The sequence below is a fragment of the Tamlana sp. I1 genome (assembly GCF_015355625.1).
Lineage (GTDB): Bacteria > Bacteroidota > Bacteroidia > Flavobacteriales > Flavobacteriaceae > Pseudotamlana.
In genome coordinates this window covers 1-21,734 of record NZ_JACLAF010000005.1, presented here as the reverse complement: position 1 = coordinate 21,734, position 21,734 = coordinate 1, and the positions used below count along the sequence as shown (strand labels likewise).

At 34.4% G+C, this 21,734-nt stretch carries 21 protein-coding genes and 1 tRNA gene; 10 read left to right on the top strand and 12 right to left on the bottom strand.

All coding sequences use genetic code 11. From position 1 onward, the window contains the following. Positions 1-84: 84 nt before the first annotated feature. On the bottom strand, positions 85-1,125 hold the full coding sequence (gene mutY / locus H6X70_RS05275) for an A/G-specific adenine glycosylase (RefSeq protein WP_194766626.1): 1,041 nt from the start codon (positions 1,123-1,125) through the stop codon (positions 85-87). A gap of 139 nt (positions 1,126-1,264) precedes the next feature. On the opposite strand from mutY, the gene H6X70_RS05270 reads away from it, so the two are divergent. Continuing rightward, positions 1,265-1,555: an HU family DNA-binding protein gene (locus H6X70_RS05270; protein ID WP_013869848.1), complete on the top strand. Its 291-nt coding sequence runs from the start codon at positions 1,265-1,267 to the stop codon at positions 1,553-1,555. 523 nt (positions 1,556-2,078) lie between these two features. After that, positions 2,079-3,626, top strand: a complete 1,548-nt coding sequence (locus H6X70_RS05265) for a ribonuclease E/G (RefSeq protein ID WP_194766625.1) — start codon at positions 2,079-2,081, stop codon at positions 3,624-3,626. 241 nt (positions 3,627-3,867) lie between these two features. Here the strand turns inward: H6X70_RS05265 and H6X70_RS05260 are convergent, their stop codons facing one another. Further along, positions 3,868-4,758, bottom strand: coding sequence for a fructose bisphosphate aldolase (locus H6X70_RS05260; protein ID WP_194766624.1), 891 nt, complete (start codon positions 4,756-4,758; stop codon positions 3,868-3,870). A gap of 384 nt (positions 4,759-5,142) precedes the next feature. Between H6X70_RS05260 and H6X70_RS05255 the strand changes: the two genes are divergently transcribed. The 3 genes from H6X70_RS05255 to H6X70_RS05245 all read left to right on the top strand — a co-directional run bounded on the left by H6X70_RS05255 (position 5,143) and on the right by H6X70_RS05245 (position 9,615). Beyond that, positions 5,143-8,190 carry a T9SS type A sorting domain-containing protein gene (locus tag H6X70_RS05255; RefSeq protein ID WP_194766623.1) on the top strand — a complete coding sequence of 1,016 codons (3,048 nt, stop codon included), beginning with the start codon at positions 5,143-5,145 and terminating at the stop codon, positions 8,188-8,190. A 92-nt stretch (positions 8,191-8,282) separates the two neighbouring features. After that, positions 8,283-8,642 carry a transposase family protein gene (locus H6X70_RS05250; protein WP_194766622.1) on the top strand — a complete coding sequence of 120 codons (360 nt, stop codon included), beginning with the start codon at positions 8,283-8,285 and terminating at the stop codon, positions 8,640-8,642. Positions 8,643-8,694: 52 nt separating this feature from the next. Further along, a complete protein-coding gene (locus H6X70_RS05245; RefSeq protein WP_228530277.1) occupies positions 8,695-9,615 on the top strand; it encodes a transposase in 921 nt (306 codons plus the stop codon). Between the two features lie 138 nt (positions 9,616-9,753). Here the strand turns inward: H6X70_RS05245 and H6X70_RS05240 are convergent. Then, positions 9,754-9,835: transfer RNA gene (locus H6X70_RS05240), tRNA-Leu, on the bottom strand. Positions 9,836-10,098: 263 nt separating this feature from the next. On the opposite strand from H6X70_RS05240, the gene H6X70_RS05235 reads away from it, so the two are divergent. Together H6X70_RS05235 and H6X70_RS05230 are read left to right on the top strand one after the other, a co-directional pair. Continuing rightward, positions 10,099-11,487, top strand: coding sequence for a dipeptidase (locus H6X70_RS05235; protein ID WP_194766621.1), 1,389 nt, complete (start codon positions 10,099-10,101; stop codon positions 11,485-11,487). A gap of 151 nt (positions 11,488-11,638) precedes the next feature. Beyond that, on the top strand, positions 11,639-12,499 hold the full coding sequence (locus H6X70_RS05230) for a DMT family transporter (RefSeq protein ID WP_194766620.1): 861 nt from the start codon (positions 11,639-11,641) through the stop codon (positions 12,497-12,499). Between the two features lie 266 nt (positions 12,500-12,765). Here H6X70_RS05230 and H6X70_RS05225 read toward each other — a convergent pair whose 3' ends face one another. After that, the gene (locus tag H6X70_RS05225; RefSeq protein ID WP_194766619.1) at positions 12,766-13,044 is read right to left on the bottom strand and encodes a hypothetical protein; all 279 of its coding nucleotides are present in this window, start codon (positions 13,042-13,044) and stop codon (positions 12,766-12,768) included. Between the two features lie 235 nt (positions 13,045-13,279). Here H6X70_RS05225 and H6X70_RS05220 point away from each other — a divergent pair, with 235 nt between their 5' ends. Continuing rightward, a complete protein-coding gene (locus H6X70_RS05220) occupies positions 13,280-13,711 on the top strand; it encodes a YybH family protein (RefSeq protein ID WP_194766618.1) in 432 nt (143 codons plus the stop codon). A 4-nt stretch (positions 13,712-13,715) separates the two neighbouring features. Here H6X70_RS05220 and H6X70_RS05215 read toward each other — a convergent pair whose 3' ends face one another. From H6X70_RS05215 to H6X70_RS05185, 7 genes are all read right to left on the bottom strand, one after another. After that, complete coding sequence (locus H6X70_RS05215) at positions 13,716-14,294, bottom strand: PhnA domain-containing protein (RefSeq protein ID WP_194766617.1); 579 nt, start codon at positions 14,292-14,294, stop codon at positions 13,716-13,718. Positions 14,295-14,423: 129 nt separating this feature from the next. Then, positions 14,424-15,239: a hypothetical protein gene (locus H6X70_RS05210; RefSeq protein WP_194766616.1), complete on the bottom strand. Its 816-nt coding sequence runs from the start codon at positions 15,237-15,239 to the stop codon at positions 14,424-14,426. A gap of 129 nt (positions 15,240-15,368) precedes the next feature. Next, entirely contained in the window at positions 15,369-15,737 is a 369-nt protein-coding gene (locus tag H6X70_RS05205; protein ID WP_194766615.1) for an MmcQ/YjbR family DNA-binding protein, read from the bottom strand. 49 nt (positions 15,738-15,786) lie between these two features. Further along, complete coding sequence (locus tag H6X70_RS05200; RefSeq protein ID WP_194766614.1) at positions 15,787-16,536, bottom strand: cyclase family protein; 750 nt, start codon at positions 16,534-16,536, stop codon at positions 15,787-15,789. A gap of 12 nt (positions 16,537-16,548) precedes the next feature. Next, entirely contained in the window at positions 16,549-17,700 is a 1,152-nt protein-coding gene (hemW, locus tag H6X70_RS05195; protein ID WP_194766613.1) for a radical SAM family heme chaperone HemW, read from the bottom strand. 12 nt (positions 17,701-17,712) lie between these two features. Continuing rightward, positions 17,713-18,261, bottom strand: a complete 549-nt coding sequence (gene ruvC, locus H6X70_RS05190; protein ID WP_194766612.1) for a crossover junction endodeoxyribonuclease RuvC — start codon at positions 18,259-18,261, stop codon at positions 17,713-17,715. A gap of 3 nt (positions 18,262-18,264) precedes the next feature. After that, a complete protein-coding gene (locus H6X70_RS05185) occupies positions 18,265-18,900 on the bottom strand; it encodes a cell envelope biogenesis protein OmpA (RefSeq protein WP_194766611.1) in 636 nt (211 codons plus the stop codon). Between the two features lie 71 nt (positions 18,901-18,971). On the opposite strand from H6X70_RS05185, the gene H6X70_RS05180 reads away from it, so the two are divergent. Together H6X70_RS05180 and H6X70_RS05175 are read left to right on the top strand one after the other, a co-directional pair. Further along, positions 18,972-19,898, top strand: a complete 927-nt coding sequence (locus H6X70_RS05180; protein ID WP_228530276.1) for a lysylphosphatidylglycerol synthase domain-containing protein — start codon at positions 18,972-18,974, stop codon at positions 19,896-19,898. A 2-nt stretch (positions 19,899-19,900) separates the two neighbouring features. Further along, a complete protein-coding gene (locus H6X70_RS05175; protein ID WP_194766610.1) occupies positions 19,901-21,025 on the top strand; it encodes a glycosyltransferase in 1,125 nt (374 codons plus the stop codon). Here the strand turns inward: H6X70_RS05175 and H6X70_RS05170 are convergent, their stop codons facing one another. Next, positions 21,026-21,502, bottom strand: a complete 477-nt coding sequence (locus tag H6X70_RS05170) for a hypothetical protein (protein ID WP_194766609.1) — start codon at positions 21,500-21,502, stop codon at positions 21,026-21,028. Positions 21,503-21,734: the final 232 nt, after the last annotated feature.

The following is a 21,734-nucleotide window of genomic DNA, read 5'->3' as shown; positions in this document are numbered from 1 at the left end:
ATATGATTGTTTTAACCATAGGCTTCGAAAATAAGAAATTCTATGCCAACCACCATTTCTATACCTGATTTTCAATAAAACATTTTAAAAATCAAAGCTTTCAATAAAATTTCCTATTAAAATAGGTACGGCATAATTTCTAACATCATCAAACAAAACACCTTCAATAGGCAAGTCCTTTATATTAACAATCCAAAATGTGGTGTACAAATGTTGGTGCGATAATTTATGCACCAAGGGCGTCTTATTGTATAGACTCAATGTATAGGAATGTGATTTTAGTAAATCATGGGTTTTTAACAAAGCTTTTAATTGAGACGCATCGCAGTTTTTACTGGTTTCAATTAACGGAAACTGATACAAGTTTTGCCAAATACCTTTGCCTTCGCGTTTCTCCAAGATAGTTTTACCGTCTTCCGATATAAATACCAAGAAGTTAAAATATTTCTTTTTCGCTTTCGCGGATTTAATTTTAACTGGTAAATCGGCTATTTTATTTTTATTGAAAGCCACACAAGGCTCCTGAAACGGGCAAACCGAACAGTCTGGATTTTTAGGTTTGCATTGTATGGCGCCAAATTCCATAATGGCCTGATTAAAATCGGAAGGATTTTTTTTATCAATTAATTCTTGAGCTAAAGCTTTAAATTCCTTTGCTCCTTTTGAAGAATTGATAGGTGTATCTATACCAAAATAACGCGACAAAACACGATATACATTCCCATCAACCACAGCAGCGGGTTCATTAAAACAAATGGAAGCAATGGCGCTTGCCGTATAATCGCCAACACCTTTTAACTTTAGCAAGTCCTTATATGTATCTGGAAAAACTCCTTGAAGCTCGTTAGCGACATATTTTGCCGAAGCATGTAAATTTCGGGCTCTAGAATAATACCCCAAACCTTGCCATAATTTTAAAACAGCGCTCTCTTTTGCGGCGGCCAAATCGAAAACCGAAGGAAATTTATTAATAAAAGCATCATAAAATGGTAACCCTTGATTCACTTGTGTTTGCTGTAAAATAATTTCCGACAACCAAATATGGTACGGATTTTTAGTTTCTCGCCACGGCAAGCTTCGTTTGTTAATTGAGTACCAATGGATTAGCTTTTTAGAAAATATCATTCATTAATTAAATAGAGGGCGTAAAAATAAACGTTTATAATATTAAATTTTAGTGAATTAGGTTTGAAATATTGAATATTTAATTCCTATATTTGCATCCCTTTTAGAATTTATAGTAACCCAAAATAAAATATTAAAAATGACGAAGGCTGATTTAGTAGCAAAGATTTCTGAGAAATTAGGAATTGAAAAAGGTGATGTTCAAGCAACTGTTGAAACATTTATGGAAGAAGTAAAAACTTCTTTAGAAGCTGGTGATAATGTTTACTTAAGAGGTTTTGGAAGCTTTATTATTAAAACAAGAGCTGAAAAAACTGGTAGAAATATTTCAAAGAATACAACTATCAAAATACCTGCTCACAATATTCCTGCATTTAAGCCTGCAAAAGTATTTGTTGAAGGCGTTAAAACGAATGTAGACGTAAAATAAGAATACATAAGCTGAACTTGTTTCAGCATTAAAACGAATTATTAATCTTAAAAGACACTATTTATGCCAAGTGGTAAAAAACGTAAAAGACATAAGGTAGCGACGCACAAACGTAAGAAACGTAGACGCGCTAACCGTCACAAGAAGAAAAAATAAATCAAAAAAGTAGTTAGATTAGCTACTTTTTTTGGTTTTAAAAAACAACGAGTTCTTTGAAATGAGTTCATCGATTTTTTAATCATATTTTAAAATCAATAGAACTCCACGGATTTAAAAATCCTGTGGTCTGGTGTGCAAACATCAGATAAAAATAATGTATAATCCATCTATACCATTTGGTTGATGGTTATTGGTTTCTAGTTATTAGTTACTGGTTAATAGTTATTGGTTTTTAGTAAATGGTTTTAAAGTGAAATATTAATTTACTTTTAACCTTATACTTCTAACCTCAAACTATTGACTTTTAACTTTTAACTTCTAACTTTTAACTTCTTACCAGACTGTATGGATAAAAATTAACACCATGGATAAAGAATTGATCATTCGATCTAGTTCCGACAATGTTGATTTTGCCTTATTAAAAGATGGAAAACTTATTGAATTACAAAAGGATGAAGATAGTAACGACTTTTCTGTTGGCGATGTGTTTATAGCCAAAATAAGAAAAGCTGTTCCTGGACTAAATGCTGCATTTGTTAATGTGGGCTACGAGAAAGATGCATTTTTGCATTATCACGATTTAGGGCCAAAACTACCATCACTTTTAAAATTCACAAAACGTGTAAGCACAGGTAAACTAAAAGATTTTTCTTTAAAAAATTTCCCATTTGAAAAAGATATTGAGAAAGACGGCAAAATTGCCGACGCCTTAAAATCGAATCAGTCGCTATTAGTACAAATTGTAAAAGAACCCATATCAACCAAAGGCCCTAGAATAAGCTCAGAGCTTTCTATTGCCGGAAGATATATTGTTTTAGTCCCTTTTTCTAGTCGCATTTCTATTTCACAAAAAATAGAAGATCGCGAAGAAAAAGACCGATTAAAACGCCTGGTAAAAAGCATTACGCCTCCAGGTTTTGGGGTAATTGTTCGTACGGTAGCACAAGGCAAAAAAGTAGCAGAACTAGATAAAGATTTACAAAATTTGCTTAGTCGTTGGACGGCAATGTGTAAAAAGCTACACAAAGCGCATCACCCCAGTAAAGTTTTAGGTGAAATGAATAAAGCCTCTTCAATATTAAGAGACATATTTAACGACACCTTTACTAGCATACATGTGGACGATGAAACGCTTTATTATCAAATAAAAGATTACGTGCAAGAAATTGCACCAAAAAAAGAATCCATAGTTAAATTGTATAATTCAAACATTCCCATATTCGAGAAATTTGGAATTGAAAGACAGATTAAAACCTCGTTTGGCAAAACCGTTTCTATGGCAAAAGGCGCCTATTTGGTTATCGAACATACCGAAGCCCTGCATGTTATAGATGTAAACAGCGGAAACCGTTCTAACAAAGCCAACAGTCAAGAAGACACAGCACTTGAAGTTAATCTTATCGCCGCAACAGAAATGGCGCGCCAATTACGCTTGCGTGATATGGGCGGCATCATTGTAGTCGATTTTATAGATATGACGAATGCTGAAAACAGGCAGAAACTTTTCAACCATCTTCGTGATGAAATGAAGGACGACAGAGCCAAACACAAAATACTGCCTCCAAGTAAATTTGGATTAATACAAATTACAAGACAACGTGTACGCCCAGAAATGAACATTAAAACGCGCGAGGAAAATCCCGACGCGATTATTAATGGCGCCGAAGTGGAAGCACCTATCGGCATAGTGCAAAAAATAAATCACGATCTTGAAAAACTATTTAAAAAAGACTATAAAAAGGTGACCCTAAACACACATCCTTTCATAGCAGCCTTCTTAACACAAGGTTTTCCATCAATACGTTCAAAATGGTTTTTTGAACATAAAAAATGGGTGAAAATATTACCTAGAGATGCTTACACATACCTAGAATACCACTTTTTCGATAAAGATGGTAATCAAATTAAATAACCAAAAAAAACCCGCGACTTCTTTAAGTTTGCGGGTTTTTTATTTTATAAACTTAGCTAGTCTTCACTCAAGATTATATTGATTTAATAATTTGGATGGATGCCGTTCCAACACCAAACGCAGTAGTAGTGCTAAATTAAATTTATAGCTTCGTTATTAGATGTTTTCTTATCATTGTATTAATAAGCAGAATTTAACTTTAAAAGACACACCTATTTGCACCCATCAAATTCATGAAATATTAAGTTATAGAAGCTTCATAAATACTATCGATCGCGGTATTTAAAACCGAAGAAAACTCAACATCACTTTGTTGAAGTTTTAAATCGCTTAAAAGTGCTCTAGAAAAACTTGCAATAACCCCATTATTTTCAGCCAATAAAGCATTTGCTGTTTCCATATCATAACCTCCTGAAAGCGCAAAAACACGAACAACTTTAGGATGATTTACCAAATCTTCATAAAAGTTGGTTACTGTTGGTAAAGTTAATTTTAAAATGATCGACTGGTCATCAGAAAGTTTATCTAACTCCTGTAATATATTTTTCTTTAGTACGACTTCAATTTCAGCTTTGCTTTCGGCATGGATATCGACTTCAGGTTCTAAAATAGGAATTAATCCGCAGGCTAAAATAGCTGAACCAAAAGCAAACTGTTGCTTTACAATTTCAGAAATGCCTTCAGCATTATTTTCATAAATTACCGAACGCATTTTTGTGCCAAAAATCCCTAATTGTTTGGCGTCATTTAATCGTGACTTTAAATTCGGAATCGGTTTCATTAATTTTACTCCATTGCGAAGTGCTTCCAATCCTACATCAACTTTCAAAAAAGGAACAATATGTTTTTCTAATAAATAAGACGGCACTGGTTTTTTATCAACAAAACCTTTCATTGTTCTTTCAAAAAGAATAACACCTAATATTTTATCGGCTGTAAAATATTTATTTGTTATCACACGCGTTCTCATGTCATGAATGAGTTGAAACATTTCAGATTCATTTTTATATTGATTTTCATCAATACCATAGCCTAAAAGTGCTTTTGGTGTACTACCGCCACTCTGGTCTAATGCAGCAATAAACCCTTTACCTTTTCTTATTCTATCTAATTGCTCTTGAAACGTATACATGACATTTTATTTTAAATTTATAAACAGTTGTTCTTCGCTATTAAAGATATAAAACACCTGATTAATTTCATAAAAATAATCCTACTCTAAAATATGCATTGTGTTTTAATCTTGTGTACTTCAATGATTGGTAATTTATTGTATACCAGTACTTTTCTCAGTTTTAAAACAGCTTTGCTTAAAAAAACATAATACTTTTAAATATTTAAAGATATTCCAAAAATCATTTAAATCACTGTGTAACAGATAACTAAATACACGACTACACTATTTATTAAAACGTATAGACAAATAGCGTCTAGCATCTTTCTTAAATTTAAGTTAAAGCTTCTTTAAAATTTATACATTTGTAAATAGTTCAAATAAAACCAAACTCTCAAAATTATGGATTTCCCCAAATCTCTATTAATTCTTGTGGTATCACTATGCCTTAACTTTTCCTACTCACAAACCGGTCCTGGAGGTGTAGGTAATACCTCTTCTAATGGATTATGGTTAAAAGCTGAAAATGTTAATCTTAGTGATGGTGCTGCAATCCCCACATGGTTAGATGCATCTGGAAATAACAACAACGCTACTGCAACTTCTGGACAACAGCCCAATTTTCAATCTTCTAGTGATTTAAACGGTATGCCAACTGTGCGTTTTGATGGCACCAACGACCAAATGTCTATACTAGATGCCGATATATTAGATGGAACGGAAGGCATGACTTATTTTGCAGTAATAAGACCAAACAATTTAGACAATGCACCTCGTGGTATTTTAGGTAAACGAATAAGTTACACAACTTCAACAGATTATGCCTATACTTGGTTTTTTCATAACCAGCAAGGCATTAATGTAGATATTAACACCCAAAATGACCGACTTAAAAGTCTGCCTATAAACTTTTCAAATGATACAAATTACATCATGCAAATGCATTTTGATGGGAGTTTAACAGCTTCACAAAGATTAAAAACATTTAGCGGGCAAACAATGACTTCTGAAGGCAAAGAGACTTCTACAATGCTTATTAACAGTAATTCCAACCTGGTTCTAGGCGCTTTAAACCTAAATTACAACACCTATCTTGGAGCAGATATGTCTGAGATTATTCATTACAACTATGCGCTTAATGCTGCAGAACGTATTATAGTAAACAATTATTTATCGGCTAAATACAATATTGCATTGGCTTCAGAGGATTATTATAAAATGGATGATTTTGGAAATGGTGAGTTCGATTTTAACGTCGCAGGAATTGGACAAGCTGCCGATGGTTCTTCGCATACCGATTCTCAAGGTTCTGGGATTGTGAGAATAAATAACCCTACCGATTTAGACCCTGGCGACGATGAATTTTTGTTTTGGGGTGAAAAAACTAACAGTTCAAATTATCAATTTGTTACAACCACAGACAATAATTACGAACAATTAAATTCAACTTGGCGATTTGATGAAGAAAAAAGCGTAGGAGACATCGATATTTCATTCGATATTAGTGTAAACGGTAGTAAAGGCATCGATTTATCTGAAATGCCTAGTTGTGCTACTTTACAATTAGTTTACGATAACGACGAAGATTTCTCCACAATCCTTGGCAGCGAGATATTCGATTTAACTATTACAGGAAATACGGCAATTGCAACAGGAATTAAAGTCTCCTCTAAAAGGTATTTTACGCTTCGCTACGCGAAACAAGACGAAATTATTTGGGATGGTGCAAACTTTACAGGTGGATCTGGAACTAACAACGCCCCAGATAACATAAATGATACTTGTAAAAAATTAATTATCGAATCTGGTGAAGTAACACTTACCGAAAATGCGCATGTAGACAAAATTGAAGTAAAACCTGGTGCCATTTTAAATATAGCCAGCGGTATTTTTATAACAGCAGAAACTAGAATTACCATTGATGGAACTCTTAATTTGTTGGGTGAAGCTCAACTTATTCAAAAACACAATCAAACATCAAAAAGCTCAGGCAGCGGTAATTTAACGGTATCCCAGCAAGGCACAGCCAACTTGCACAATTATAACCTTTGGTCGGCTCCTGTAAACACAGCTGGCAATTGGCATCTCGAAAATTTAGAAGACGAGTATGGTATTGTTGTAAATTTTACAACTAGCCACGACGCCGTTTATGGCTCTCCATTAACTTTAAGCAGCTACTGGTTGCATAGTTTTAATGGCCTTTCAGACAATTATTCGCACTGGAACCAAATAAGCCCAACAAGTGCTTTACCACCCGGATATGGTTATACTATGAAAGGATCTGGAGCCAGTTCCAGCTTGCAAAGTTATACTTTTAGAGGCACAGCAAATGATGGAAACTACAGCCTTTCTGCAACTGCTGGTAATGATATTTTAATAGGAAACCCATACCCTTCTGCGCTAGATGCCAATCAATTTATTGAAGATAACTTATCTGTTATTGACGGAACCCTCTATTTTTGGGAACAATTCGGCGAGGTTAACAGTCATTTATTAGCCGACTACGAAGGCGGATATGCTACCTATACTAAAATGATGGGGACACCTGCAGTATCTAATGCAGCTGTACCGCATAATGGCTCTGGAAGTCCTGATAAAGGTGCGCCAACACAATTTATTCCTATAGGACAAGGCTTTTTTGTTACCGTAATAAATTCCGGCACATTAATATTTAACAATGCGCAACGTGCTTTTGCTACAGCTTCAGCCAATGGTACAGTGTTTTTCAAAACAAACTCAAAATCTAAAACTCAACAAACTCAAAACGCAGATAATCGCCCGAAACTATGGTTTAAGCTTACAGAACCCAATGGTCGTCATAAAACTATTGGTTTGGGCTACGACAGCCAAGCAACTCATAATTTTGATAAAGGTTATGATGCCAAATCTTACGACAATTTAGATAATGACTGGTATTGGGTTTCAAATAATGAAAAATTAGTTATTCAAGCCTTGCCAGAAATTAACATCCAAGATGAACTACCTTTAGAAGTTAAAGTGACTCATGCTGGGTCTTATGCGTTTTCAATAAGAGATATGCATAATATTCCTAGCACACTGGATATCTATTTAAAAGACAACATCCAAAACACCTATTACAATTTAAAAGAAAAAGAGGTAGCACTAACTTTAGATGCTAATACAGATGCTAATCAATTCTCGATTGTTTTTCAAAAGGATAGCACACTAGATACCGAAATAAAAAATGAAGCTAATGCACACACTTCATACAACGCATCGACTAAAACATTAACATTACACCCAAAAGAAGCTGTGGAATCTTCAGAATACATCCAAATTTATAGCACTTTAGGTCAAGAGGTTTTAACATTAAAACAACCTAAATCTAATGCTATTAATGTTTCGCAATTAACTGATGGTGTTTATGTATTAAAAATAAAATCGAAAAACCAAAAACAAGTCACAAGTATTAAATTTGTGAAATATTAAGTTTCAAAAACGTAGTCCTAGATATGGCAAGGGGTCAAGTCAAAAAGTTGTGGAGCATCTAAAAAAGCAAGACCTTTGAATAAAAATTTTTAATGTCATCAGATTCATTATTAGCCATAGCCAATTTATTACTTCCAGAAATACTTATTAAGTATTTTGATTTGGACAAGTACGAAATTAAAGGAGAAGCACTACATTTTTATTTTACAGAACTAAACACGATTCCCGAAGAATTTAATGAAACTAAACTTCATTCTAAAGGCTTCTTTCCTGAGGCTACCGTTCAAGACTTCCCTATACGAGGTAAAAATGTTTACCTTCATATAAAACGCCGCAGATGGCTGAATAAGCAAACTAATGAAGTGGTTCATAGAGATTGGAATTTAGTAGCACAGGGAACACGGATGACCGCCGAGTTTGCTGATTTTTTAAAAGAAATTAGTCAACACTAAAGCTACCGATTGCCACACCATTGGGTTTTTCTACGGTGTTAACGGCAAGAAATTGCAACGCCAGTACAAAGATTACCTAAGTGATTTTAAATCGTGGGATCAAAAAGCCCATGCAAAAGATTGGCTATTGTACCCTGAGAATCTAGGAAGCTACCTGTCGCTTGACGAAACCGCTTTTTGCAATGGCGAACTCTACACCATCTTAACCAATAAAGATGCCAAAGGAAAGAAAGGCGCTATAGTAGCTATGGTTAAAGGAACTAAAGCTGAAACAGTGATAAAAATACTTCATAAAATTCCTTTAAAACAAAGAAATAAAGTTAAAGAAGTGACTCTAGATATGGCAGGAAATATGGGGCTTATTGTTAAAAAATCATTCCCCAATGCCTCCTTAGTGATAGACCGTTTTCATGTGCAGAAATTAGCATTGGACGCTTTGCAAGAAATAAGAATCAAACACAGATGGGAAGCCATTGACGCAGAAAATGATGCCATAGAAGACGCTAGAAGTAAATCTTTAAAATACATACCTGAAATACTTCCAAACGGAGATACATTAAAACAACTACTGGCAAGAGGAAGGTATTTACTCTATAAGCCAAGCAACAAGTGGACTGAAAACCAAGCTAAAAGATCAGTAATACTATTTAAACACTATCCTGATATAGAAAAAGCATATAAACTATGCCAGAACTTATCTTGGATTTTTAACAATACTCAGGATAAAACTTCCGCACTAACACGATTAGCTAAATGGGATGAAAAAGTTAGACAAGCAGCCTTTAAAAGCTTTAATACTATATCCAGAACCATGTCTATTCACTATCAAAACATTCTAAACTATTTTGATAATAGAAGTACCAACGCTTCAGCAGAATCTTTCAATGCTAAAATTAAAGCTTTTAGATCGCAATTTAGAGGTGTGAGGAACGTAGAGTTTTTCCTTTATAGATTAACGACTATTTTTGCTTAATTCTAAAATCCCACAACTTTTGCTCTTGATCCATGGCAAGCTATGTTTAGGACTAAATTGAAAATCAAATAAATCCACAAATATTTCACCAAATAAAAAAGCCAACTTAAAAAATTAAGTTGGCTTTTCCTTTATTAGTGCGGGCGGGGAGACTCGAACTCCCACACCTCGCGGCACTAGATCCTAAGTCTAGCGTGTCTACCAATTCCACCACGCCCGCTAAAGGACTGCAAATATAAAAATTAGTTTTAATATTTTTTACTTTTTTTTAAAAATGTTCAAAGAAATTAAAAGCATTAAAATTTCCATTTCTAAAAAGCAAACCCTACTCCTTTTAGATATGGAATTTCTACACCATCAGCATAACAAAAGTTTCATAAATATGCTACAAAACTTATAACATTTTAAAGCCTTTCCCTGCACGACACTCTTTTTTATGCAGCACATTAGTTGTAAATTTGTAAACACACAACAATGACTTCTATGGAAAAGCTTACACAATACATTAGTCAGCATAAAGATCGATTTTTAGACGAACTTATCGAGCTGCTTAAAATCCCTTCTATTAGTGCCGATTCAGCATACAAAACCGATGTTTTAAAAACAGCCGATGCCGTTAAAACCCGTTTAGAAAAAGCAGGTTGCGACAAGGTTGAAATCTGTCAAACCGATGGCTACCCCATTGTGTATGGCGAAAAAATTATCAACAAAAAGCTTCCAACTATATTAGTTTACGGACATTACGATGTGCAACCGCCAGACCCAATAAATTTATGGCATTCACCACCGTTTGAACCCGTAATTAAAAACACCGAAAAGCATCCCGAAGGCGCCATTTTTGCCCGTGGTGCTTGCGATGACAAAGGCCAAATGTACATGCACGTAAAAGCTATGGAATTTATGTCCAGCACAAACCAATTGCCTTGTAATGTAAAATTTATGATTGAAGGCGAAGAGGAAGTAGGCAGTGTAAACCTGGGCACTTTCGTGAAAAACAATCACGAAAAACTTAAAAACGATGTGATTTTAATTTCCGATACAGGCATGATTGCCAACGATGTACCATCAATAACAACAGGCTTACGTGGTTTAAGCTATGTTGAAGTTGAAGTTACAGGACCTAATCGCGATTTACACTCTGGTTTATATGGCGGTGCCGTAGCAAACCCCATCAATATTTTAAGTAAAATGATTGCTTCGCTTCACGACGAAAATAATCATATTACCATTCCTGGTTTTTATGATCAAGTTGAAGAACTTTCCGAAGCAGAACGCGCCGAAATGGCAAAAGCACCATTCAGCTTAGAAAACTATAAAAAAGCCTTGGATATCGATGCCGTGTATGGCGAATCGGGATACAGCACCAACGAAAGAAATTCCATTAGACCAACTTTAGATGTTAACGGCATTTGGGGAGGTTATACCGGCGAAGGCGCTAAAACCGTTATCGCTAGCAAAGCTTATGCTAAAATATCGATGCGTTTAGTACCAAATCAAGACTGGGAAAACATCACCAAACTGTTTAAAACACATTTCGAAAACATCGCACCAAAAGGCGTGAAAGTAAAAGTGACACCACATCACGGCGGACAAGGTTACGTTACTCCAATAGACAGTATTGGTTACCAAGCAGCAAGCAAAGCCTACCAACATACTTTTGGCAAAACCCCGTTACCACAACGTAGCGGCGGCAGCATCCCTATTGTATCCCTTTTTGAAAAAGAGTTAAAAAGCAAAACCATTTTAATGGGCTTTGGTTTAGACAGCGATGCCATTCATTCCCCAAACGAACATTTTGGCGTTTGGAATTACCTAAAAGGCATCGAAACCATTCCTTTATTTTATAAACATTTCACCGAACTATCAAAATAATAAAATTAATTGAACACAGTAATTAGGGTGTTACCACCTTTTACTTTTAAGGAGTAAAAGGTGGTCGCGCTATCCGTTACTAGTTTTGGCTCGAAGCGGCCGCTCGCCAAAAGCTAACCACTACTATCGCTAACACAGATTAGCTGCTCCCATGAAAAACCTACACAACAAGCAACTTTTACTACTCACCCTAGCTACCATATTAATAAGTACATCGGGATCCTTAGGGAGATTTATAGATTTACCAACCCCTTTAATTATTTGGAGTCGTGGTGTGTTAGGAGCGATCTTTCTATTTCTTTTTTGTAAGTATAAAAAGCTAAACATAAAATTAAAATCAAAAGAAGACCTTCCAACTATAATTCTTGGAGGCGTGCTTTTAACAGCACATTGGCTAACTTATTTTTATGCTTTAAAGCTTTCTAACGTAGCTCTAGGCATGCTGTCTATGTTTACATTTCCAGTTATCACGGCTTTATTAGAACCTTTTTTCACTAAAACAAAACTTAACCCCGTTCATATTATTTTAGCCTTTATTGTTTTACTAGGCATTTATATTTTAGCTCCTGATTTTAGTTTTGAAAACACCCACTTAAAAGGCATTCTTTTTGGTGTGTTATCTGCTTTTTGTTATGCTTTAAGAAATCTTATTTTAAAAAGACATGTTCATAAATATGAAGGTTCCGTACTAATGATGCAGCAAACCTTTATTGCGAGTGTTATTTTATTACCAACTCTATTTTTTCTAGACAGCAGTAATATGCCCTCGCAGCTCCCCTACCTTATTATACTAGGTTTGGTTACCACTGCCATTGGACATTCCTTATTTATTTCTAGTTTAAAACATTTTTCGGTAAGCACAGCAAGTATTATAGGCAGTAGCCAACCCGTTTTCGGAATTATAATCGCATTCATTTTCCTAAATGAAAGACCCGCACTAAACACCTTCATTGGAGGTTCGCTAATTTTAGCAACCGTTATTATTGAAAGTATTCGATCTAAAAAAGATTGATATATTTCAAACAAAAGAAAACAGTCAAGATGCCATGTTTTCAATGGCAGTTCCTTTTATTTTCTTTCTACATTAGATGTAGAATTTCTTGTCCCTCTGTTTAACAAGAATAGGTTTAATTTTACGGGCTTCGAGCGAATACAAGAAGCACGTTTGTTTTATTAAACTTGTTGCTAAAATATTGCACAAAAAAACCACATAAAACTTGTAATTAACAATGCTTCATGTGGTTTTTCTAAGAAGTTTAAAACTAAAAGTAAACTAATTTAAGCAGCTACTTCAGTTTTAAAATGATCGTAAAGCTCTTTACAACCGTATCCAACAATAGAAAATCGTTTGTTTTTAACTAAAGCTTCGTTGTGTAATTTTGATATGGCCTCTACACCGTGCTTATCCATACTTTCAATATCCATGATACTGATTGTAAGATCGCTTACAGTTTCAAAAATGTTGTTAAACTCATTCATAAAAATGTTAACGTTACTTTTGTTTAAGTTGCCTTTAACTTTAAAAAAATTGTTACAGTTGGTAATTTTCAAATCCATAGTAAATGTTTTTAAATGGTTAAACTATCAATCAATATAAGGAAGCCAATCACCCGATTGGGAGGTAAAAATAGAAAACAAAACCATCTTGTCTATTATTTATTCGACTAACAGATTTGAACTTCTGTTAAACGACTAGAAGGGTTCAATTTTATCGACGAACAACCAATTAATTACAAGTTTTTATTACATTTACTTCTACTAATTCTGTTTTAAGCACCATTTAATTCATCTTATGAAAAAATTAATTCTTCTACTTTGCATACTCACTTCTGTTTCCGGATTCGCACAGTCTGATGAAGAAGCCGATATTAAAGCAATTCATAAAGTTTTAAAAAAACAACGCCTTGCATGGTCTGATAATGATATTGAGGGCTACATGGAAGGCTACTGGAAAAATGATGCGCTTAAATTTTATGGGCCAAATGGAATTACCAAAGGTTGGGAAGCGACTTTAGACCGCTACTTAAAAGCTTATCCTACCGAAAAACATACAGGGAAATTAAGCTTCAAAATAAATGATGTTTCTAAAATAAGCGATGGTGCGTATTTTGTTTTAGGCGAATATCATATAAAGCGAGATTTAGGAAACGCCGATGGTATTTTCATGTTAGTTTTCAAAAAAATAAACGGCGAATGGAAAATTATTGCAGATACTTCAACTTAAAAAATTATAGTTTCTTCACATAATCTGTGATGATAACTATTTGTTGCGCCCCTACTTTGCCTTCAATATATTTATCATTTTCTCTATCCAAGCGAATATTTCTAACAGCTGTACCTTGTTTGGCCACCATACTAGAACCTTTCACTTTTAAGTCTTTTATAAGTACAACAGCATCGCCATTATCTAGAATTACACCATTTACATCGCGATGAATAATTTTATTAGCGGCATCTTCATGTTCGCCAGTGGCCCGTGCTAAAGCCAGAGCTTCATCGTCTAAAAACATCATGTCTAGCAAATCTTTTGGCCAGCCTTCGTTACGCAAACGCTGTAACATACGCCAAGCCATAATTTGAACTGCGACATGCTCGCTCCACATACTGTCGTTTAAACAACGCCAGTGGTTTACATCCATTTCGGTATTTTCTTCAATTTGATCTAAACAGGTTTTACAAACCAAAATATCGTTTGCAACATTTTCATTTAAAGACGGCGGAATGGTGTACTGCGATAAATCGTTGGTTGCCGAACATAATTCGCAAGTATTATTGCTTCGCTCTTTTAGTGTTTGTAAAACGCTCATGGGTGTGAAATTTTATGTTGCAAAAATACAGTTAATTAAAACCTTTTACAACTTTCATTATGAAACAAAAAAAGTGACCTAAACTGTAAAAACTCACGGTTTAGGTCACTTTTTAAAAATAGAAAATTGTTAATATTTGGAGAGTTCAGCAATAAACTCATAAATCGCATCTTCGCGCGTTTTAGAGAAATACTTATCCTTTAAAGCCATATGCTTTTTACGTAAATGCCCTTGAGGCCATGCTTTGTTAAACAAATCGTCATAGCCTTGTTGCATTTTTTCTAAATCGTCCATTGAATCTAAAAAGAAAGCCTCTTTCATTTCACTGCCATCGGCTCCCCAAGCGTGGCGGTAGGTATAATACCCTTTAATAAGATTGGTTTGATTAACCAATTTGTCTACATTTTCATCAAGCAATTCTTTAACTTCCTTAAGATCGCCGTCTTCAGGAAACACCATATGATTGGTTCGTACATAACAAACCATGTTTTTAGAGGCAGATTCTAAGGGCTTTGTAAAGGGTAAAACAGAATAAATTTCATCGGAATGATTGCGCTCAAAAAACGAACGCTTTTTTTTCTTAAAATCTTTAAGGTGCTTTTCGTTGGACCAGCCTTCTTTTTCTAATTCGGTATTGCGTTCTGCAGCTTTTTCAATAGCTTCCCAAGAATCGTACACATTTACTAAGATAACTACGTGATTATCTGGTTCTAATTGATGAAAATAATACGAGGAACTTAAAATGTACTGATTCTTTTTGGTAACCTTTTCTAGATATTCCTTTTCTACGGCTTTCCAAGCCTCCATATCAATATCTGAATTCCAATGTAAAGTTGTTGAAGTCATGTACTTCGGAATGGGCTTCATTTGTGCTAAAACGGAAACGGAACTGAACAACATTAGCAGAACCGCAAATGCTGTAAATAATGAGTTAGTTGTTTTCATAATCTGTTAAAATTTTAAAGTTAAAATATTAGGTAAATATGACTTTAAGATTTTAGGGCGGTGATTATGCTATTAATAACTCCTTGGGATAGTGCATGTTAAAGATAGGAAAAAAAGTAATAACTTTTGCTATAATTGCTTCAATTCGGCTTGCATTTTTTTAGTCATGCCTTTTACTACCATCTCGTAAGAATGATCGATGAGAGCTTTTACAAGTTCTGCTTGCAATTCGCCTTCATGAAGATAAAGGGTATTCCAATGTTTTTTACTCATATGATATCCCGGGCGGATGCTAGAATAAGTTTCACGAAGCTCTAAAGCATAATCGGGATCTGCTTTTAAGTTTATAGCAGCTTCACCTGCTTCCCATTTGCTTAAAGAAATTAAGGCATACATTTTCCCAAGAACTTTAAAAACAAGCGTGTGTTCATCAAAAGGAAAATCTTCAGTTACACCCTTTTTATTCAAACAATAGCTTCTAATTTGCTCTATATCCATGATTTTTACTTTGTATTTTCAAAAGTTAAAATGAAAAAGACACTTTAAATTATTCTAATATTTTATATAAAATAGGTTTGCTTGGCGAAGCATCGTTTTCAAATGGCGCAATTTGTAAGTTTAAAAAATAAGTACCGTCTTCAACGTGATTTGGCACATAAATAAACTCGGTTATGGTGGCATCAAAACGCAACTTTCCGCTAGTATTCCAGAACGCATTATGAGCCAAAAGCATACATTCGTCCTTTTCTTTATCTAAACTTGGTAAATCAACCAATAGATGCTTTATACCTTTTTCCTTTAAATATAGTGCGGCCTCCTCTAACATATAGGTAGGATTTGTATTAGAATATTGCGCCGAGAGTTTTTCGGTAGTATTGGGTATGGTTCTAATAACCACAGCATCGCGTTTTTTGTTCCCTAAGGCAAACTGAATTTGTTTTTTAGAAATCACCGAGTCGCCATTTAATCGTTCTGGTGCCACTGTAATAACTTCAGCCAAAAAGAAAAACTGCTTTAAATGGGTGTTTATAGAATGTACATCTTCGGTAATATGCCCCACACATTCGGTATGCGTGCCGTGGGCATGCGGATTAAAGTTTACGGTATTAAAATTTATGCAAGCCCCGTGTTTTACCGCAATCATAAATTCGCCGTCTTTTACAGGAGCAATTGTTGGCGGATCAACATACCAAGCATTCACATTGTTTTTAGACGCACGAAGCGGGATAGAAATATCGATTGGCTGGGTTAAATCGATTTGACGATTTCTTGATTTGTATTGAATTGTAGCGATCATACCCAAATATAATCAAATCATAAATAGTTCGGAAGCAATCCCGTCAATTAAAAACTTTCCTTTTTGAGTGGCGACTAGTTTATTGATTTGAGTATGATTTTCATTTACTTCGGATAAAACAACCAATAACTCTTGATCAATAAATGGTTTTGAAGCTGTTTTTAAATGCTGAAGAACATCTCCTCCAAATTCTGCTTGAATACGTTCTAAAGAAACACCCCAAATGGTTCGTAACCCCGTCATTATGTATTCGTTAAATTGATCTTCTTTTGAAAGTACTTCGGAAGTGTTTGGCAAGATTTTATTTTGAATGCTCTGAATGTATTTACTATTATTTGAAACATTCCAACTACGCTGTTTCCCTTTAAAAGAATGCGCCGAAGGCCCTATACCCAAATACGATTTCCCTTGCCAATAACTCATATTGTGTTTTGAAAAATAGTTGGGTTTTCCAAAATTTGAAATTTCGTAGTGTACAAAGCCAGCTTCGACAGTGCTTTTAATTAAGTGATTAAAATGCTGTAAAGCTAAATCTTCATCAATAGGTGGATAAACGCCCTTTTTTACAAAGGTATCTAAGGCTGTTTTGGGTTCAATAGTTAAGGCATAGCTTGAAATATGCTGCACGCCAAAACTAAAAGCTTGCTCTAAATTCGCCTGCCATTTTTCTATACTCATATTAGGAATACCGTAAATTAAATCGATGGTAATATTATCGAAGTAACGTGTAGCTTCTTCTAAACAAGCTTTAGCTTCATTAGCATTATGGGCGCGATTCATACTTTTTAAATCGTCTTCAAAAAAGGATTGAATGCCAATACTGAGTCGGTTAATGGGCGAATTTGCTAATTCTTTTATTTTGGAACTTGTTAAATCGTCGGGATTAGCCTCTAAAGAAATTTCAGGATTATCAGAAACTTTATAGTTTGCATACACGGCTTCAATTAAATCATTCAATTCTTTACTTGACAACAAACTTGGTGTTCCGCCTCCAAAATAAATAGTGTCAATGGTTTCGGTTTGTAATTCATCCTTCCGAAGCATCAACTCTTCAATTAAAGCCTGAATAAGTTCATTCTTTTTTTTTAAAGAGGTTGAAAAATGAAAGTCGCAATAGAAACAGGCCTGTTTGCAAAACGGAATGTGGATATAAATACCAGCCATTATTTTTAGAGATTAACCTATTTTGTTAGGATTCTGCTTTACAAAAGCATCCCAGCCCGAATAACTTTTCCCTACACTTACTTTTCCTGAATTGTAAAAATGACAAACCGCAGCCGCCAAACCATCGGTAGAATCGAGATTTTTAGGCAAGGTTTTTAAGCCCAATAAACTTTGAAGCATTTTTGCAACCTGCTCTTTGCTGGCGCTTCCATTTCCTGTAATGGCCATTTTTATTTTTTTTGGCAAATATTCAGTAATGGGTATTTCTCGACTTAAACCTGCAGCCATAGCCACACCTTGAGCACGACCAAGTTTTAGCATACTTTGTACGTTTTTACCAAAAAAAGGGGCTTCAATGGCAATTTCGTCGGGATTGTAAGTATCAATAAGTTCGACGGTTCGTTCAAAAATAAGTTTCAGTTTCAGGTAGTGATCGCTATATTTTTTCAAATCCAACTCATTCATTTGTAAAAAGTGCATGTTTTTACCCACCACTTTTATGAGTCCGAACCCCATAATGGTAGTTCCTGGATCAATTCCTAAAATTATTTTTTCCTGCATGAATTAGTCACAATAATAACAGCCAGAAAGCGAAATGGACGCTCCAATTGTTACGGTTAGCAAATTGCCGTTAAAAGCACCATAACCTTCTGTTATTGGGTTAAAGCTTTTTCCGAAGCCAAAGATATAAGAACCGTCCATATAAATGGTTAAAGCATCGTTAATACCGTAATGAAATTCTACGCCAGCCATGGCATTCATGAAATTTGTTTTATTCGCGCCGTAATTCCCTAAAGGCGTTATCATAGAGATACCTGGGCCTGCATGAAAAAAAGTCCCCATTCTATCTCCTAAACTCGCAAAACTAGAAGCATCATAAACCAATTGCGCATTGATTCGTGTATAATTAGTGGCAAATTCTGGAGTATCTTTTTTATTTGAAAAACGGTTATATCCAAAATCTAATTTGGCCCCGTATTGGTGAGAAAACATATATTGTAAGCCCAAGTTAATGGTTGGAAAGTTAATAGGTTTCGCTTTAAAATCCTCAACAAAACCACCATTACTGGGACTATTAATACCCGTAGCAAACTGTAATTTAAACGTTTTAGGATCACCTTGAGATTGAGACAAAGCACTGCTAAAAATTAGGACGATTGCCACCCATAAACGCTTAAAACTTTTAAAATAACTAATCATTCCGTATTATTGATTTAATTTGCACCATCAAAGCACAGACCCTACCATATAAAACTAAACACTTCTTATTTTTGCTTCTTAAATTAAGCATAGTAGGCGCTGCTTTTTACTTTATATACCAGAAATTAGCTAACAATATTACGTTAGATTTCCCTGACTTCTTAATTATTTTGTCTGAAAATAACATTTTTTCATACAAAACAGTTAGTTTTCTACTAGTTTTATCGATTTCCAACTGGTTTTTTGAGATTTTGAAGTGGAAAACCTTAATAAACCCCTTCAAAAACATAAGCTTAAAACAAGCCTCCGAACAAACTTTAGGCGCCTTAACCGCTTCTTTATTTACACCAAATAGAATTGGCGAATATGGTGCAAAAGCTCTGTTTTATAGATCTGATTTTCGTAAAAAAATCGTTTTAATAAACCTAATTAGTAACCTTTTACAATTGTTAGTCACTATTATTTTAGGTCTTTTTGGACTTTTCTACGTATTACAACGCTACAATAATGATTTTAATATTTACAAACTTTCAATTTACTTGGCTACCCTTGTTCTATTAATAATCCTTATAGTAGTAACAGTTTTTAAAAGTAAATTTAGTTTTAAAGGGTTTTCGTTTGAAAAAATTAAACATTTTTTAAGCACATTCCCTAAAGCAAACCTCTGGACTGCTTTTGGTTTTTCAGGGTTACGCTACATTATATTTTCATTTCAATTTTATGTTCTTCTGAAGCTTTATAAAATTAACATGACTTATTTTGAAGCCATACCGCTAATAACCTCAATGTATTTGTTAGCATCCATAATACCATCTATATTTATTTTAGATGTGCTTGTAAAAGGCAGTATTGCGGTGTATTTATTTGCGTTAACTGGTGTAAACGAGCTTATTATTTTATCGATAATTACCCTCATGTGGTTGCTAAATTTTGTACTACCAAGCATTTTAGGTAGTTATTACGTGCTCCGCTTTAATTCTAAAAACAGCATCGTTTAATCATGGTTTTGATTGGTATTACCATAACGCTTACGTATCTGTTTTTAATTGGAAGTTTTGTATATGGCTTCGATAAAATTGAAACTTTTAAATTACGAGACATCCCCGTAAAAACAGTTTTTTCTGTGATTATCCCCTTTCGGAATGAAGCAGAAAACATTCCGAACTTATTAAAATCTATTGAAAATTTAAATTACCCGAAATCACTTTTTGAAATTATTTTAGTTAATGATGAATCTGATGATCATTCCGTTGAAATCATTTCATCATGGCATCAAAATTCGAATACCAAAATCCGCATCATTCAAAACCAAAGAAGCTCGAATTCGCCTAAAAAAGACGCCCTAACAACGGCCATAAAAGAAGCAAAAAACGATTGGATTATCACCACTGATGCCGATTGTATATTGCCTAAATATTGGTTAAATACTTTCGATGCCTTTATTCAACAAAACCAAACGTTTTGTATTGCAGCACCCGTAACCTACCATTTAGAAACTAACTTTTTAAATCGTTTTCAGTGGTTGGATATCCTAAGTTTACAAGGCGCTACCATTGGCGGATTTGGCATTAAAAAACCATTTTTATGTAACGGTGCCAATTTTGCTTATAAAAAAGACCTCTTTCTTGAATTGTCTGGTTTTGAAGGCAACACCAATATCGCTAGTGGCGACGACCTTTTTTTCTTGGAAAAAGTAATAAAAAACCATCCCGAAAAAGTTCACTATTTAAAAAGCGACCAAGCCATTGTTAAAACAAACGCCGAGCCCAGTTGGAAGCAACTTATGTCACAACGCGTGCGTTGGGCAGCTAAAACGACGGCTTATAAAAACGTCTTCGGAAAACTTGCAGGCGTCCTAGTTTTCCTTATGAATTTTTGGATTGTTACTGCATTAATTCTGAGTATTTTTAGTTTGTTTCCTTTTAAAACAGCCCTTTATCTTTTAATAATAAAATGTAGCATCGACTTTTATATAATTTTTAAAACGGCTCACTTTTTCAACCAAGTTCACGCTTTAAAAAGTTATATTTTAGGATGTGTTATTTATCCTTTTTTTAGTGTTTATGTGGCTTCATTAGCGATTTTTTCAAACTACAGTTGGAAAGGACGAACGTTTAAACGCTAACTAATTTACGCTTATAATTAAAGGCAGTTGAAATTGAGAAGTAACTTGTTGGCCGCGTTTAATAGCCGGAAAAATTTTAGGCAGATCCTTTAAACTTTCACTAAGCAAGGCTTCGATATTCGGAATTTCATGTACCGTTAAAGAATCAATACTGGTCTTCATTAAAGATAAATGACCTGCTCTAGAAACTTGAAAATCTAACAAAAGGGTATCGTTAATGTCTTGAGACACAATAATGACTTCTTTTTTTAGAAAATTGGTGATATGATTGGTTAATGTAATTTGAAAACACAATTTGCGTTCATCCTTTGAGTTGGATGTATCGCAATTAGAAAAACTAGGATATTCATCCACATCATTCCAATTAAAAGTCTTCAACTCTTCATCTAAAATAGCTTCTGAAGATGTTTTTTTTACATTGAAGTACTCGCATGATGAGAGCGTTAAAATAAATAGAAAAACAATAGCCTGTTTCATGAATTACAACTGAAACCGAAAAGTACAATTTTTTTATATTTTAAGTCTGCAAAAAAAGAAAAACCAGAGAATGAGCTTAGGTTTTAAGTCAAGTTGTGTTCTTTTGGGTCAATCTCAAAAGTTGTGGAGCATCTAAAAAAGCAAGACCTTTGAATAAAAATTTTTAATGCCATCAGATTCATTATTAGCCATAGCCAATTTATTACTTCCAGAAATACTTATTAAGTATTTT

Coding starts and splice junctions, on each gene's coding strand:
- mutY (WP_194766626.1), bottom strand. CDS start 1,125: ATGATATTTTCTAAAAAGCTAATCCATTGGTACTCAATTAACAAACGA.
- H6X70_RS05270 (WP_013869848.1), top strand. CDS start 1,265: ATGACGAAGGCTGATTTAGTAGCAAAGATTTCTGAGAAATTAGGAATT.
- H6X70_RS05265 (WP_194766625.1), top strand. CDS start 2,079: ATGGATAAAGAATTGATCATTCGATCTAGTTCCGACAATGTTGATTTT.
- H6X70_RS05260 (WP_194766624.1), bottom strand. CDS start 4,758: ATGTATACGTTTCAAGAGCAATTAGATAGAATAAGAAAAGGTAAAGGG.
- H6X70_RS05255 (WP_194766623.1), top strand. CDS start 5,143: ATGGATTTCCCCAAATCTCTATTAATTCTTGTGGTATCACTATGCCTT.
- H6X70_RS05250 (WP_194766622.1), top strand. CDS start 8,283: ATGTCATCAGATTCATTATTAGCCATAGCCAATTTATTACTTCCAGAA.
- H6X70_RS05235 (WP_194766621.1), top strand. CDS start 10,099: ATGGAAAAGCTTACACAATACATTAGTCAGCATAAAGATCGATTTTTA.
- H6X70_RS05230 (WP_194766620.1), top strand. CDS start 11,639: ATGAAAAACCTACACAACAAGCAACTTTTACTACTCACCCTAGCTACC.
- H6X70_RS05225 (WP_194766619.1), bottom strand. CDS start 13,044: ATGGATTTGAAAATTACCAACTGTAACAATTTTTTTAAAGTTAAAGGC.
- H6X70_RS05220 (WP_194766618.1), top strand. CDS start 13,280: ATGAAAAAATTAATTCTTCTACTTTGCATACTCACTTCTGTTTCCGGA.
- H6X70_RS05215 (WP_194766617.1), bottom strand. CDS start 14,294: ATGAGCGTTTTACAAACACTAAAAGAGCGAAGCAATAATACTTGCGAA.
- H6X70_RS05210 (WP_194766616.1), bottom strand. CDS start 15,239: ATGAAAACAACTAACTCATTATTTACAGCATTTGCGGTTCTGCTAATG.
- H6X70_RS05205 (WP_194766615.1), bottom strand. CDS start 15,737: ATGGATATAGAGCAAATTAGAAGCTATTGTTTGAATAAAAAGGGTGTA.
- H6X70_RS05200 (WP_194766614.1), bottom strand. CDS start 16,536: ATGATCGCTACAATTCAATACAAATCAAGAAATCGTCAAATCGATTTA.
- hemW (WP_194766613.1), bottom strand. CDS start 17,700: ATGGCTGGTATTTATATCCACATTCCGTTTTGCAAACAGGCCTGTTTC.
- ruvC (WP_194766612.1), bottom strand. CDS start 18,261: ATGCAGGAAAAAATAATTTTAGGAATTGATCCAGGAACTACCATTATG.
- H6X70_RS05185 (WP_194766611.1), bottom strand. CDS start 18,900: ATGATTAGTTATTTTAAAAGTTTTAAGCGTTTATGGGTGGCAATCGTC.
- H6X70_RS05175 (WP_194766610.1), top strand. CDS start 19,901: ATGGTTTTGATTGGTATTACCATAACGCTTACGTATCTGTTTTTAATT.
- H6X70_RS05170 (WP_194766609.1), bottom strand. CDS start 21,502: ATGAAACAGGCTATTGTTTTTCTATTTATTTTAACGCTCTCATCATGC.